Origin of the sequence: Nonlabens sp. Hel1_33_55, from assembly GCF_900101765.1 — a bacterium.
Lineage (GTDB): Bacteria > Bacteroidota > Bacteroidia > Flavobacteriales > Flavobacteriaceae > Nonlabens.
Window position 1 is genome coordinate 212,779 of record NZ_LT627735.1, and the last position, 14,863, is coordinate 227,641.

Below are 14,863 nucleotides of genomic sequence, written 5' to 3' on the forward strand. Positions count from 1 at the left end.
GAAAGTAAGCAAAGCCGTCCTGTGATGGCTTGAAGATAAAAGAAATAGTAGGCATCGAATCAAAGAGATTCCTGCCTGCGCAGGAATTAAAAAATAGAAACCATGAGCGAAGCAGAAATCAAGAGTTTAGAAGAGCAATTTGATGCAAAAATTGCCCGTGACGAGAAAATCGAGCCCAAAGACTGGATGCCAGAAAAATATCGTAAAACGCACATACGCCAGATTTCCCAGCATGCGCATTCTGAAATTGTAGGGATGTTGCCAGAAGGGAATTGGATTACTCGTGCTCCATCTTTACGACGTAAAGTGGCTTTGCTTGCCAAGGTTCAAGATGAGGCTGGACATGGTTTGTATTTATACAGCGCTTGTGAGACTTTAGGCATCACGCGTGAGCAGATGTATGAAGATTTGCATTCAGGTAAAGCAAAATATTCCTCCATCTTTAATTACCCAACGGTTACTTGGGCCGATATGGGTGCTATAGGTTGGTTAGTTGATGGTGCAGCAATTATCAATCAAGTACCGTTATGTAATACGTCTTTCGGACCTTATGCTCGTGCGATGGTGCGTGTGTGCAAGGAAGAAAGTTTTCACCAGCGTCAAGGTTACGAAATCATGTTATCCTTATGTAATGGTAGTGAAGAGCAAAAAGCTATGGCTCAAGATGCATTGAATCGTTGGTGGTGGCCATCACTAATGATGCTAGGCCCAACAGATGCAGAAAGTACGCACACAGAACAATCCATGAAATGGAAGCTGAAACGTAAAACCAATGACGAATTACGTCAGCAGTTTATTGATCAAACTGTACCACAAGCAGATATTTTAGGCTTGACCATTCCAGACACCGATTTGAAATGGAATGAAGAGACAGGACATTATGATTTTGGCGAGATCAATTGGGATGAATTTTGGCAAGTAGTAAAAGGCCACGGACCAATGAACAAGTCAAGACTGGATGCAAGACGTAATGCTTGGGAAGGTGGATCTTGGGTGCGTGAAGCAGCTACGGCTTATGCAGACAAGCAACGAGCGAGAAAAGAACAAGCAGTGCAAGTATCATAAACTAAGTCAAGCCGTCGCAGGACGGCTTCGCTATTTATAACATATATAGATTTAGGAAATGTCAGATAAAAGAGAAATTCCACTTTGGGAAGTATTTATAAGATCTAAAAATGGTCTGGAGCACCGTCATTGCGGTAGCCTCCATGCCGAAGATGCAGAAATGGCCATGAACAATGCTCGCGATGTCTACACAAGACGTAATGAAGGCGTCAGCATTTGGGTAGTGGAATCTACCAACATCACCGCAAGCAGTCCTGAGGATAGCGGTTCTCTATTTGAACCAGCTAACGATAAGGTCTATAGACATCCTACTTTTTATGAGTTGCCTGATGAACTTAAACATATGTAGTTCGAAAAATAAAAATAAAAGGAAAAATAAAAGAAATTTAAAATGGGCGATAAACCTTACGATGTCGAAGAACGACTAATTGAGTTTGCAGCGCAGGTTACGATAGAATTTAAATTTCCTCTTAAAAATTATGCTTCAAAATATTATGCAGAGCAACTTATCAGATCATCGGGTAGTTCCGCTCTGAATTATGGCGAGTTTGCTGGAGCATCAACGATAAAGGACAGAGCGAATAAATTAAGAATCGCCTTCAAGGAAATGAAGGAATGTCATAACAACCTGCGCATTCAGCAACGAGCTAAGTTATTGAAAGAAAAACAAGTGGATTTGATAGATGAATCTTTACAGCTTTGTAAAATCCTATCCACAATTATTAAGAACCTAAAATAATATTGAAATCTAGCGAAGCTTATTTTTCATTTTATTTTTCATTTTATTTTTATGGCGAAACCAATAAAAGAATTAAACCCAACTTTCCTAGAATCAAAGGAAAACAAACAACTCCTAATAAATTACTTATTAGGAGTAGCTGATAATTACTTGATTCTTGGTCAGCGATTGGGCGAGCTTTGTGGTCATGGGCCTAATCTAGAACCAGACATTGCAATTACCAATATATCGCTGGATCTATTGGGACAGGTGCGCAGTTACTACCAATACATTGCACAGTTGAAAGGTGATAAAACGACTGAAGACGATATTGCCTTTTTGCGAACTGAACGCGAATACAAAAATGTATTATTGGTAGAGCAACCCAATACAGATTTCGCTTACGTGATCGTACGTCAATATTTCTTTGATGTTTACAATCAGCTTTTCCTAAACGCGCTACAGCAAAGTGCTGATGAAACTTTGAGAGCGCTAGCTTTTAAAGGAATAAAGGAAGCGAGTTATCACGAGCGTTTTTCTGGTGACTGGCTCAAGCGTTTGGGTGACGGAACCGAAGAGAGCAAGGCCAAAGCTCAAGAAGCGGTCAATAATCTTTGGATTTTCACAGATGAGCTTTTCCACAAAATGGAGGCTGATACCGCAATGGTAGAAGCTGGAGTTGCTCCAGATATGCTGCAGCTAAAGGAATATTATTACGAGAAAATAGAAGAACAACTGACGATAGCAACCTTAGGTATTCCAGAAGTAGAATACTTTCAGAAAGGCGGTAAGCAAGGCATTCACAGTGAGCATATGGGATATTTATTAAGTGAGATGCAATACATGCAGCGCACGTATCCTAATTCGCGCTGGTAATTTTAATATTTGTTCGAGCGTAGTCGAGAACTTTTTAATAACGTCAAATCTATATTTCAAATGATCCAGAACTTCAACATAACTCCAGAACTCCAAGAAATTCTTGAATCCGTTATGGATCCAGAGATTCCTGTATTGAATGTGGTTGACCTGGGAGTGATCCGAGAGGTTAAGGTTGATGGGAAGGAAATTACTATCAAGTTAACACCTACCTATAGCGGTTGTCCAGCGATGGATGTGATAGGTGATGATTTGGAACGCGCTTTCGCGAAAGCGGGCTACACCACAAACGTACAACTCATTATGAGTCCGCCGTGGACTACAGATTGGATTACAGAACGTGGTCGCAAGGCTCTGGAAAAGTACGGTATCGCTGCACCATTGGAAGAATCTGCAGACAAGGACGTATTATTAAACGATAAGAAATTAGTAAAATGTACCAATTGCGGTTCTAAAAACACCAAATTGGTCAGCCAATTCGGTTCCACAGCTTGCAAGGCAATGTTTCAATGTGAGGATTGCCAGGAGCCATTTGATTATTTTAAATGTTTGAAATAATCCTGCTTTCGCGAAAGCGGAACAATTTTCAACCTTAATTTCAAAGATTAAAAAATGCCGTACACTCACGGTTAGATCCCAAATTATATGTCAGATTCCATCCAACTAGAAATTAATAACGGCATTGCCGAAATTACATTCAACCGCCCTCAGGTCTTCAATTCCTTTAATAAGGAAATGGCCTTTGCGCTGCAAGACGCTCTAGATCGTTGTAAGAAAGATGATGTGAGAGCGGTAATGATTACAGGGAATGGCAAGGCATTTTGCGCAGGTCAAGACATTCAAGAAATTACAGATCCACAATTGAATCCAGGGTTTGAAGCTATTTTAGACGATCATTACAATCCAATTGTGGTAAAAATCCGCAATTTGGAAAAACCAGTTGTTGCGGCTGTAAATGGCGTTGCCGCTGGTGCTGGAGCCAACCTTGCATTGTGTTGTGATATTGTGATAGCGACTGAAAGTGCCGCTTTCATCCAGGCATTTTCCAAAATTGGTTTGATTCCAGATAGTGCTGGGACGTTCTTTTTGCCACGTCTTATCGGTTTTGGCAAAGCAAGTGCTGCCATGATGCTCGCCAATAAAATCACAGCAACTGAAGCTGATCAATTGGGAATGATATACAAAGTAGTAAAAGATGAAGAGTTTCTCGCTTTCGCGAAAGCGACCACAGAAAAGCTTGCGTTGCTACCCACAAAAGCTTTGGCTAACACGAAACAAGCCTTGAACGAATCCATGAACAACAATCTAGAGCAACAATTAGCGCTAGAATCCAAATTACAAATCCAGAGCGCCAATACGGCCGACTATGAAGAAGGTGTGGCAGCATTTATGGAGAAAAGAAAGCCGAATTTCAAAGGCAAATAGTATTTACAACAATCACTTTCTAAACCGTTAATTTAATTGGATAGCTTAACCCAAATCGTATTAGGAGCAGCAGTAGGCGAGGCTGTTTTGGGTCGCAAGATCGGCAATAAAGCGATGCTATATGGAGCGATTGCTGGCACCATTCCAGATCTGGATGTGCTAGCAAGAAATTTTGTTGATACGATTACTGCAACCGAAGCGCACCGCGGCTTCAGTCACTCCATCCTGTTTTGCGTTCTTGTCGCACCGATTTTTGGCTGGTTGGTCAATAAGATAGAGGTCAAGAAAAAATTGGGATGGAAACCTTGGGCGTGGTTGTTCTTCTGGGGATTCTTCACGCATCCGTTGCTTGATTGCTTTACAACTTGGGGAACGCAACTGTTCTGGCCATTTGACTGGAGAATTGCCTTCAACAGCATTTTTGTTATCGATCCGTTGTATACAATACCGTTTATGGTTTGTGTGATTTGGGCGATGTTTTTGAAGCGGACTTCCTCCAAACGCAGGAAAATTAATTGGGCAGGAATCATGATCAGTTCTACCTATCTGGCGCTGACGGTAGTTTTGAAATTGGTCGCTACTCAAAAATTTAAGGACAGATTAGATAGTCAAAACATAGAATACAAAGAGATATCCACCAGACCTGCTGCATTCAATACTATTCTTTGGAATTCAAATGTTGAAACTGCGAATTCCTACTTGCTGGGTGACTATTCGTTTTTTGACACGCAACCCATCAAGTTTGATGATTATCCTAAGAATAGACGGGCAGAGCCTGTTTATGAATCGGCACAGGCAAGAGAAGATCTAGAAAGGTTGAAGGACATTGCTCAAGGCTGGTATTTGATGGAAAATAAAGATGGGCAGTGGTACTTCTACGACCTGAGATTTGGATTGAGACCTGTTAATGAGGAGGAAGAAGCGTTTGTATTTGCCTATATTGTAGAAGAAGGTAAGGACGGCTTGATCGTAAATGAAACCGAAAAGAATCTAGAAGATGCTGGTTTGATTTTCAGTCAATTATGGCAGCGTACACAAGGCAATTAAATGATATCTGATTTAGGATATTTGATATTAGATTTTTGATTTATTACTTTTATGAAAGCACAAGATTTAGAGGATAGATTGATAGAATTTGCAGTTTCGGTGATCAGAGCTTGTAAATTTTTGGATCAAAGTTTCGCTTCTCAGCATCTCTCAAAGCAACTGATCCGATCAACAACATCTGTCGCATTGAATTATGGAGAGGCACGTGGTGGAGAATCTACCAGAGACTATTTGCACAAAATGAAAATTTGTCTCAAAGAATTAAGAGAGTCTTACATCAATTTAAAAATTCAAAAAGGTGCGGATCTAATAACTAATATTGAACTTATCGATTCCCTACTTGATGAAAACAATCAATTGATATCGATTTTTGTGGTCAGTATCAAAAACACGAAGACTATATAGAATGACAAATCAAAAATCAAAAATCAAAAATCAAGATTCTTCAATCAATAGGGTAGGAATAATAGGCGCTGGAACTATGGGAAGCGGTATTGCTCAAGTGGCAGCTACAGCAGGATGTCAGGTTAAACTATTTGACCTGAATGAAGAACAATTGAAGAATGCAGAATTCGCTCTAGAAAAAATCTTAAGCCGATTGGTTCAGAAATCTAGAATTGATGAAACCGAAAAAAGTCGGATTCAAAGTAATATTCAATATGTCAACACGCTAGAAGATTTATCAGACAGCGACCTGACCATTGAGGCGATTGTTGAAAACCTTGAGGTAAAGAAAAAAGTCTTTGGCGAACTTGAAACCTTAGTATCCGCCGATTGTATCATTGCATCCAACACCTCGAGTTTGAGTATTACCAGTATTGCCGCGTCGCTGGAAAATCCAGAACGCTGCTTAGGTATTCATTTTTTCAATCCAGCGCCATTGATGAAGCTCGTAGAGATCATTCCTGCAGTTCAAACTGATGAAAGTATCACTGACATGTGCGTCTCCACAATTAAAAATTGGGGTAAGACAACTGCAGTAGCAAAAGATACACCTGGGTTTATAGTCAATCGTGTAGCGAGACCTTTCTACAGTGAGGCTTTAAGAATGTATGAAGAAGGAATGGCAGAGGTTCCTATGCTGGATAAAATTGTGCGACAAATGGGTTTCCGTATGGGGCCTTTTGAACTCATGGATTTTATAGGTCACGACGTAAATTATGTGGTAACCGAATCGGTTTTTGCGGCATTCTACTTTGATCCTCGATACAAACCGTCATTGACCCAAAAACGATTGGTAGAAGCAGGCTGGCTGGGAAGAAAATCAGGAAGAGGTTTTTACAAGTTTGAAGACGGTAACAAAATCGAACCAGACCACGATCCAGAAATGCTCACTGGCGCTGATATCAAAGCGATCCAAGACCGACTCTTAGTCATGCTTATCAATGAGGCCGCAGATGCATTATACTTGAAAATTGCTATCGCAAAAGATCTAGACAATGCAATGACCAAAGGTGTGAACTACCCTAAAGGATTACTCGCCTGGGCCGATGAAAAAGGACTGCCCTGGTGTGTACAACAGCTAGATGCTTTGTATGATTTCTATAGAGAAGATCGCTACCGATGTTCACCTTTATTGCGCAGTAAGGCAAGTAAGAAAGAGAAGTTTTTTCCAGTATGATAGAAGGAACAAAAATCCCAGCCAAAATGCTTTCCTTAGATCCATTTTCTAAATGGCTAGGTATTGAAATCATTAGTGTTGAAGTAGGCAGAGTGAAATTAGGAATGACCATTAGACCAGAAATGCTCAATAGCATGGGCAAAGCACATGGAGGTATTACATACGCTTTGGCAGATTCTGCCTTTGGGTTCACTTCAAACACGCATGGCAAAAAAGCAGTTTCCATCGAGACCAGCATCAATCACATAGAAGCGCTGGAAGCAGGCGATTACATCACTGCAGAGTGCACGCTGGATAAAACCAAAACCAAAGTCGGTTTCAACATCGTTGAGGTGAAGAAAGGCGATGAGCTAGTAGCACTTTTTAAAGGTGTAGTTTATAGAACAAATAGAGACTGGGAATAAGTTCGCTTTCGCGAAAGCGTTATAGGTATTAGGCTTTTGGTATGAGGGATTAGTATCTTTGAGATATGAAAAGTGTCTATCATTTCAAGTTTGAAGATCTATTGGTTTATCAAAAAGCCATGGACTTTGCAGAAATGGTAGATGAAATCACCAAGACATTTCCACAAAGAGAATTATACGCTCTAAGCTCACAATATAGACGTGCCTCTGACTCGATAGGTTTAAACATCGCAGAAGGTTATCCTGGTAGTGACGGCCAGTTTGTGAAACACATCAATCACGCTATTCATTCTGCAAACGAATGTGTATCTGCATCGACGAAAGCTTACCGTAGAAAATATATTTCTTTTGATCAAAATGAAGAATGCCGCAGGCGATTGGTTGAAATAACTAAAATGCTATCTGGCCTAAGGAGAAAGATTCTGGAGCGCAGTAGTAAAAACTAATGCCTCATCCCTAACAACTAATTCCTAATAAATGAAAAATACATACATCATAGACGGCATAAGAACAGCTGTTGGTAATTATAAAGGAACTTTAAGTGCAGTGCGTGCAGACGATCTTGCGGCACTCGTGATCAAAACCATTGTTGAAAACCATCCAGAAATCCCGCGAGAGGATTATGCAGATGTCATCATGGGTTGTGCGAATCAAGCTGGTGAGGACAACCGCAATGTGGCACGTATGGCGGGATTGCTAGCCGGTTTACCATTCAGCGTTCCTGGCGAGACTGTCAATCGCTTGTGTAGTTCTGGTTTGAGTTCTATTGTGCATGCCCATCGTGCGATTCAAACAGGGGACGGTGATGTGTTTATATCTGGCGGAGTTGAAAATATGACGCGCGGGCCATTAGTTATTGCAAAGCCAAGCACGGGTTTTGGAACTGACGCTAAGATGTACGACTCGAGTTTTGGCTGGAGGTTTGTCAATCAGAAAATGGCCGATATGTACGGCGTTGACGGTATGGGAAACACAGCTGAGAATCTGGTAGAGAAATTCAATATCTCTCGGGAAGATCAGGATACCTTTGCCGCTTGGTCACAGCAAAAGGCCGCAGCGGCTCAAAAATCTGGAAGACTGGCTAAAGAAATTGTGCCTGTAGAAATTCCGCAACGCAAGAAAGACCCGATTATATTTAAAGACGACGAATTCATACGCGGTGGAACTACAAAGGAAATATTAGCTAAACTACGTCCAGCTTTCAAAAAAGAAGGAGGATCAGTCACCGCAGGAAACTCCAGCGGCTTGAACGATGGCGCTGCGGCTACTATCATCGCTAGTGAGGATGCGGTCAAAAAATACGGACTCAAGCCTATGGCAAGAATCCTGAGCAGCGCTGTGGTAGGCGTTGAACCTAGAATAATGGGAATAGGTCCTGTTGAAGCCAGTAATCGAGCTCTTGAAAAAGCAGGCTTAACCATGGCAGATATGGATGTGATTGAGCTAAACGAGGCTTTTGCATCACAAGCTTTGGCGTGTATCCGTGAATGGGGACTTGATGATGATGACCCTAGAATTAATCCTAATGGTGGTTCGATCGCTATAGGTCACCCACTTGGAATGACGGGAACCAGACTCGCTTATACAGCAGCTTTGGAATTATCTCTTTCGCACAAGCGATATGCACTTATCACAATGTGCATAGGAGTTGGGCAAGGTTATGCCATGGTGATTGAGAATGTGAGTAAATAATTTTAAACAACTTTGAATAAAAAAAAATGCCTTCTTGAAAAAGAAGGCATTTATCTTTTAAGGGTCTATAATTTATTTGACCACAATTTTCCTTGTAACGGTTGATGTAGGAGTTGAAACCTTGACGATGTACATATTTCCTCCTGATAATCTGGCTGGAATAATAGTAGAATTCATTAATTCTTTTGATCTAAGATCAAACACTCTTTGACCTAAGGTATTATAAACCTGGATAGAGGCGGTTCCTTGATAACCTCTAAAATTCAGACCATTAGAGTTGTAAAAGACTTTTAAATTCGTTTTTAAATCATCTGCTACACTTGCAGTAGACGCGTAGGTAAATGCATTTTCAAAACTAAAGTCATCACCTCCTATATTATCTGCAATTGCAGATGATAGGCCATATCCTTCGTTTGAGGTAAATGCATTCCCTGAGTTTCCGTAAACGCCCAGAAAATCAAAACTATCAGTAGCCTCTAACCCTAGATCAGAAAAATTAATTGTAAAATTCACGACAGTACCGTCATTATAGTCAAGATTAGCACTATTGACGAAAACCAATTCGTTCATACCAACTGTTCCAGTACTAGGGATCTGAAAAATTCCTGCAAAATCAGAATCCACGTGTACAGCATAGCTAGCCTCAAAACCAGTCGGGAAAGTTACAATGGAGCCGTTGCCTTGATCGTCTGCATTGGAAATAGCCCTGCGACCTGAATCACCGGTATCTTCAACATCAGTATCAATCACATTGCGACCGGCTGCACCAGTATCAAAGTAAAAAACAAACCCATCATTGAATCCGGTATTTTGACTTGTGAGGGAAAAACTTATTGTAGTACCATCATTGGTGACATTCAAAGAACTGTTCCCAAAAAAACCGCCAAAACCACTATTACCATTAGCTTGGTAATCTTGCTGAGCAACAGCTAAATAACCTAAGATTAAGAAAAGAATTGTTGTGTAATTTTTCATCATATATAAATTTTAAAGTTGGTATTAAATATATAAACCTGATAGCAAGTTTTGGAGTTTTGCCACTAAATTTCAACTATAACGTTTTCGTATCGTGGATTTTCAAGGCTAACATTTTTTGAAGATCAATAAATGAGCCGTTTTTAATCTCATTATACACTAACAAGTGTTAGTCAAATTTAATCGTTTTCGTATTTTAGCAATAGAGGTTGTTAGCTATCTCGCTTTCGCGAAAGCGAGTTCAACATCAACCACTTTACAAACAAATTTCTATGATCTTAAAAAGTTACATCAACGGTCAATGGCAAGCTGGTAAGCAGGACGGAAATGAGCGTCTCATGTGGGATGCGATTACTGGTGAGCAAATAGGCGCAACGTCTACAGCAAATCTAGATATCGCTGCCGTGTTACAATACGGCCGTGATCATGGTAAAGTGTTGCGTGACATGACGTTCCAGCAACGCGGGAACATGATCAAAAAGTTGGCACTGTATCTTGAAAAGCGCAAGGCCAAATTCTATGAAATTAGTTACCGTACTGGTGCTACACGAGCAGATAGTTGGGTAGATATTGAAGGTGGTTTTGGAAATCTATTTGCTAACGCAAGCTTGCGCAAGCTTTTCCCAGACCAGAGTTATGCAGTAGAAGGTGATCCCATCGATTTATCTCGCGGTGGTCGCTTCATGGCGCATCACATTCTTGTGCCTCGCAAGGGTGTCGCGGTACATATCAACGCATTTAATTTCCCAGTTTGGGGAATGTTAGAGAAATGTGCGGTCAACTGGATGGCTGGTATGCCAGCCGTAGTATTACCAGCACCACAAACAGCCTTCTTGACAGAAGCCGTCGTACGCGAGATTATCGCTAGCGGTATTTTACCGGAAGGTGCATTGCAGCTCTTAAGTGGTCTGACAACTAGTGTTCTTGACACCGTGAATTCCACAGACGTCGTCACATTTACAGGTAGTGCTGCGACAGGAAGAAAGCTTAAATCCCATCCTCGATTGTTAGAAGAATCGGTACCATTTACTATGGAAGCTGACTCTTTAAACTCTTCAGTATTAGGACCAGATGCGGTTCCTGGAACAGCGGAATTTGACATATTTATCAAGGAAGTCCGCAAAGAAATGACTTCCAAAGCTGGTCAAAAGTGTACGGCAATCCGCAGGATTATGGTGCCAGAAAACCTGATGGAAGATGTGCAAATTGCTTTGGGGAAACAATTATCCCAAACTGTGATAGGCGATCCATTATTGCGAGAGACTCGCATGGGCGCGATGATCAACAACAATCAGCGTGATACGTTGAAAGAACAAATTCAGAAAATATCCAAAACTGCTGAAATCGTTTACGGTAACCTTGATGAGGTTCAAATTAATGGCGATCGTGCGCAGAAAGGTGCTTTCATGTCGCCCATTTTGATGCGAGAGGACGAGCCATTTAAAAATAAGGCGGTTCATGAGGTGGAATGCTTTGGTCCAGTAAGCACTTTGATGCCTTATAAGGATCTGGACGAGGCGATTGAGCTGGCTCACATGGGTAAAGGCTCGCTGGTGAGCAGTGTGGTTACTGGAGATGACGCTTTCGCGAAAGCGTACACCATCAACGCCGCATCTTCCCACGGGAGAATTTTGACATTAAACAAAGAAAGTGCGCCACAATCCACAGGACACGGCTCGCCATTGCCACTATTGGTTCATGGTGGTCCAGGACGCGCTGGCGGCGGAGAAGAAATGGGAGGTTTGCGAGGTATTAAGCATTACATGCAACGCTGCGCAGTTCAAGGAAGTCCGACCTCACTGACCGCAATCACAGGAATATATCAGCCCAATGGCGCTTATCAGGAAACCGAAAAGCATCCGTTTGCGTACCATTATGAGGACATCCAGCCAGGAATGTCGCTAGAAACCCATAAGCGCACTCTAACCGATTCTGATATTCAGAGTTTTGCAAACCTCACTTGGGATCATTTTTATGCGCATACAGACATCACCAGTTTAGAAGGTAGCATTTTCAAGAAACGAACGGCTCACGGTTATTTCATTATAAGCGCTGCAGCAGGACTTTTTGTATATCCCAATAAAGGACCAGTATCGGCCAATTATGGCTTGGAAGACATCAGATTCCTACGCCCATTGTACCACAACGACACCATTTATGTGCGTTTGACTTGTAAAGAAAAACGCGAGCGCGATGTATCAGGTCGCGAGCATCCATCGGGAATCGTAAAATGGTATGTAGAAGTTTTTGATGCAGAACCAGTAGACTACGAAAACGGTAAAACCGATGAAGAAGCAGAGTCTTTAGTGGCAATTGCAACGATCTTGACCATGGTCGAGAAGAAGCAAGATGTTTTCAAAGAAATAACCGAGAATTATATCAAAACCGCTTTCGCGAAATTGCACTTCGACACAAAACCTCAATGGGGAACGATGACAGCGCAACACATGGTCGAGCACCTTGAAATGAGCTATCGTATCGCAAGCGGAGAAAAGCAGGATTTTGATGTGGCCACTCCAGAAGAACATTTAGAAAAAGTCGCGGCAAGTTTATGGGATTACAGAAAAATGCCTAAAAATCACAAAATGCCGCTCATGAAACAGGATGGTACGCTAGAAGATTTAAAGCATGAAGATCTAGAAACCGCCAAAGCTAAAATGTTAGAGGCAAGGAAAGAATATTTAGACTACTTCAAAAAGAATCCGAAAGAGACGACTAAAAATGCCGTTTTTGGAGAATTAAGTAAATATGAATGGACGCTGCTGGAAAGAAAGCATTTGAATCATCACTTTGAACAATTTAATCTGAAAGATTAAATTGTTCAAAGCATCCGCGCAGGCTCACGGAAACTAAAATGAATCTGAGATAAAAGCTACACCGATGCCGATCTACATCAGCAGAACAGCGAAATACCGGCTATTGCTGGAGCCTGTTGATCTGTCAAGCCGTCGCAGGACGGCTTCGCTGACTAACTGCCGGAATGACTAAAAAGAAGGATTATCCGCAATGAAAATTATGTTCACTTACATTATTGCTCATATCAAAAACAGATTATTATATGTAGGTGTTACAAACGATATCAAGCAGCGTGCATTCGATCATAAAAATGCGACCTTTGAAACTCATACCGGTCACTACAATATCAAACAATTGGTTTGGTACGAAAAGCATAATCATCCATTGGATGCAATCAGGCGTGAAAAGTTGATCAAAAAATGGAAACGAGAATATAAGATAAATTTGATTGAAAGCATAAATCCAGAATGGATAGATCTTTCAGCTGATTGGGATTTTACTGGATTTGTAACAAGTAAAAAGAGATTTGAAAATAACGATTGAACGAAGCCGCTCTGCAGCGGCTTGACTAAAACACTAGATAGATTAAAAAGATTTTTGCCTCCGCAGAGAATGATCAACCGAAGCCGTTTTGCAGCGGCTTGACAAAACAAGAAGAATTGAGCGATCCATATGTAAAAACAACAACAGAAAACGCAATTACAACCATAGAATTTTTCCACCCAGCGCACAACTCGCTGCCAGGAGATATTCTAGCAAAACTGGCTAGTGAAATAACTGCTGCTGGAAATGATGATGCTACTAAAGTAATCATCCTCAAATCTGGTGGTGAGCGTACGTTTTGTGCAGGCGCTAGTTTTAAAGAATTGATAGCGATTGACGATGAAAAAACTGGCGAGATCTTCTTCAGCGGATTTGCTAATGTGATCAATGCGATGCGCAAGTGTCCTAAGTTCATCATAGGTCGCGTGCAAGGAAAAACAGTCGGTGGTGGCGTTGGTGTAGCAAGTGCTACAGATTATTGTTTTGCTACCAAGTTTGCTAGCATCAAGTTGAGTGAACTCAATATTGGTATTGGGCCATTTGTAGTTGGGCCAGCTGTAGAGCGCAAACTTGGTCTAAGTGGTATGAGCCAGATTGCTATCAACGCTAACGAATTCTATTCCCCAGAATGGGCAAAAGAGAATGGCTTGTTTGCAGAGGTTTACGAGTCTACAGAAGCCATGGACACCGCCATTCAGTTATTTGTAGAGAATTTGTGTACTTACAATCCTGAAGCCATAAAGCATATGAAAGAAATGTTCTGGTCAGGTTGTGAAAACTGGGATGAGTTGCTTGCTGAAAGAGCAAAGATTTCTGGAAAACTTGTGTTGAGTGCTTTTACTAAAGAAACTTTGAAACGTTTTAAATAATCCTAACAACTCAGGCTGCAGCAGAGTGGCGTGACTTAATTCTAGCGCAATGGCTATTTACAGTTTTAAAGGACACATTCCAGTAATTCACGAGAGTTCGTTTGTACACCCACTGGCGGCGGTAATTGGCAATGTGATCATAGGGGAAAATTGTTATGTAGGTTCTAGTGCTGTGATACGCGGCGATTGGGGCGAGATCATTCTGGAAGACGGCGTTAATGTGCAAGAAAATTGTACGGTGCATATGTTTCCTGGTAAGAGTATTCGCTTTCGCGAAAGCGCACACATCGGTCATGGTGCTGTAATTCATGGAGCCAATCTTGGTCGCAATTGTTTGATAGGAATGAATAGCGTGATTATGGACGATGCCGTTATAGGCGATGAATGCATTGTAGGAGCGATGTCCTTTGTAAAGGCCGAAGCTGTTTTTGAATCCAGATCACTAATAGTCGGAAATCCAGCCAAAAAAATCAAAGAAGTAAGCGATGCCATGATCGCCTGGAAAACAGCTGGCACAAAACTATACCAACAACTTCCAACTGATTGCCAAGAAACCATGGAAGAAGTTGAACCGTTGAGAGAAATTCCAGCTAATCGACCAGTGCAAGAAGATTTTTATAAGACACTGCAGGAGATTAAGAAAAAGTAAACTTTAGGTTCAGAGTTCAGAGTTCAGAGTTCAGAGTTCAGAGTTCAGAGTTCAATTGTCAGGCTGAGCCTGTCGAAGCCGAGTTAAGTATTCAAAAACTTGGTCGAGCGTAGTCGAGACTTTTTTTTGATGTCGCATTGACCTTGTAAAGTTCTTAATGCAACAAAACCTTCATCATTCCGC

17 protein-coding genes are annotated in these 14,863 nt (G+C 41.3%); 16 read left to right on the top strand and 1 reads right to left on the bottom strand.

The genetic code is table 11. The features are described from left to right. Window positions 1-102 precede the first annotated feature (102 nt). The 12 genes from paaA to BLO34_RS00990 all read left to right on the top strand — a co-directional run bounded on the left by paaA (window position 103) and on the right by BLO34_RS00990 (window position 8,848). Window positions 103-1,065 (top strand): 1,2-phenylacetyl-CoA epoxidase subunit PaaA, encoded by a 963-nt coding sequence (gene paaA, locus BLO34_RS00935; protein WP_090751783.1) that lies wholly within the window; start codon window positions 103-105, stop codon window positions 1,063-1,065. A 58-nt stretch (window positions 1,066-1,123) separates the two neighbouring features. Then, entirely contained in the window at window positions 1,124-1,414 is a 291-nt protein-coding gene (gene paaB, locus BLO34_RS00940; RefSeq protein ID WP_090751785.1) for a 1,2-phenylacetyl-CoA epoxidase subunit PaaB, read from the top strand. Window positions 1,415-1,456: 42 nt separating this feature from the next. Next, entirely contained in the window at window positions 1,457-1,804 is a 348-nt protein-coding gene (locus BLO34_RS00945; protein ID WP_090751787.1) for a four helix bundle protein, read from the top strand. A 51-nt stretch (window positions 1,805-1,855) separates the two neighbouring features. After that, the gene (gene paaC, locus BLO34_RS00950; RefSeq protein ID WP_090751789.1) at window positions 1,856-2,659 is read left to right on the top strand and encodes a 1,2-phenylacetyl-CoA epoxidase subunit PaaC; all 804 of its coding nucleotides are present in this window, start codon (window positions 1,856-1,858) and stop codon (window positions 2,657-2,659) included. A gap of 60 nt (window positions 2,660-2,719) precedes the next feature. After that, entirely contained in the window at window positions 2,720-3,217 is a 498-nt protein-coding gene (paaD, locus tag BLO34_RS00955; protein WP_090751790.1) for a 1,2-phenylacetyl-CoA epoxidase subunit PaaD, read from the top strand. A gap of 87 nt (window positions 3,218-3,304) precedes the next feature. Next, complete coding sequence (locus tag BLO34_RS00960) at window positions 3,305-4,084, top strand: enoyl-CoA hydratase-related protein (RefSeq protein ID WP_090751792.1); 780 nt, start codon at window positions 3,305-3,307, stop codon at window positions 4,082-4,084. 36 nt (window positions 4,085-4,120) lie between these two features. Further along, the gene (locus BLO34_RS00965; RefSeq protein ID WP_090751794.1) at window positions 4,121-5,131 is read left to right on the top strand and encodes a metal-dependent hydrolase; all 1,011 of its coding nucleotides are present in this window, start codon (window positions 4,121-4,123) and stop codon (window positions 5,129-5,131) included. A 51-nt stretch (window positions 5,132-5,182) separates the two neighbouring features. Beyond that, a complete protein-coding gene (locus BLO34_RS00970) occupies window positions 5,183-5,536 on the top strand; it encodes a four helix bundle protein (protein WP_090751796.1) in 354 nt (117 codons plus the stop codon). A gap of 1 nt (window position 5,537) precedes the next feature. Further along, window positions 5,538-6,752, top strand: coding sequence for a 3-hydroxyacyl-CoA dehydrogenase NAD-binding domain-containing protein (locus tag BLO34_RS00975; RefSeq protein WP_090751798.1), 1,215 nt, complete (start codon window positions 5,538-5,540; stop codon window positions 6,750-6,752). After that, window positions 6,749-7,156, top strand: a complete 408-nt coding sequence (locus BLO34_RS00980) for a PaaI family thioesterase (RefSeq protein ID WP_172823939.1) — start codon at window positions 6,749-6,751, stop codon at window positions 7,154-7,156. The genes BLO34_RS00975 and BLO34_RS00980 overlap by 4 nt, the downstream gene beginning before the upstream one ends. A gap of 65 nt (window positions 7,157-7,221) precedes the next feature. Continuing rightward, on the top strand, window positions 7,222-7,602 hold the full coding sequence (locus BLO34_RS00985) for a four helix bundle protein (protein ID WP_090751800.1): 381 nt from the start codon (window positions 7,222-7,224) through the stop codon (window positions 7,600-7,602). 31 nt (window positions 7,603-7,633) lie between these two features. Beyond that, a complete protein-coding gene (locus tag BLO34_RS00990; protein ID WP_090751801.1) occupies window positions 7,634-8,848 on the top strand; it encodes an acetyl-CoA C-acyltransferase in 1,215 nt (404 codons plus the stop codon). A gap of 72 nt (window positions 8,849-8,920) precedes the next feature. Here BLO34_RS00990 and BLO34_RS00995 read toward each other — a convergent pair whose 3' ends face one another. Further along, window positions 8,921-9,826: a T9SS type A sorting domain-containing protein gene (locus BLO34_RS00995; protein WP_090751803.1), complete on the bottom strand. Its 906-nt coding sequence runs from the start codon at window positions 9,824-9,826 to the stop codon at window positions 8,921-8,923. 269 nt (window positions 9,827-10,095) lie between these two features. On the opposite strand from BLO34_RS00995, the gene paaZ reads away from it, so the two are divergent. From paaZ to BLO34_RS01015, 4 genes are all read left to right on the top strand, one after another. Continuing rightward, on the top strand, window positions 10,096-12,639 hold the full coding sequence (paaZ, locus tag BLO34_RS01000; protein WP_090751805.1) for a phenylacetic acid degradation bifunctional protein PaaZ: 2,544 nt from the start codon (window positions 10,096-10,098) through the stop codon (window positions 12,637-12,639). Window positions 12,640-12,838: 199 nt separating this feature from the next. Further along, the gene (locus tag BLO34_RS01005) at window positions 12,839-13,162 is read left to right on the top strand and encodes a GIY-YIG nuclease family protein (protein ID WP_231959530.1); all 324 of its coding nucleotides are present in this window, start codon (window positions 12,839-12,841) and stop codon (window positions 13,160-13,162) included. 116 nt (window positions 13,163-13,278) lie between these two features. Beyond that, on the top strand, window positions 13,279-14,031 hold the full coding sequence (locus tag BLO34_RS01010) for an enoyl-CoA hydratase/isomerase family protein (protein ID WP_090756337.1): 753 nt from the start codon (window positions 13,279-13,281) through the stop codon (window positions 14,029-14,031). 49 nt (window positions 14,032-14,080) lie between these two features. Next, window positions 14,081-14,680: a transferase hexapeptide repeat family protein gene (locus BLO34_RS01015; RefSeq protein WP_090751809.1), complete on the top strand. Its 600-nt coding sequence runs from the start codon at window positions 14,081-14,083 to the stop codon at window positions 14,678-14,680. Window positions 14,681-14,863 lie beyond the last annotated feature (183 nt).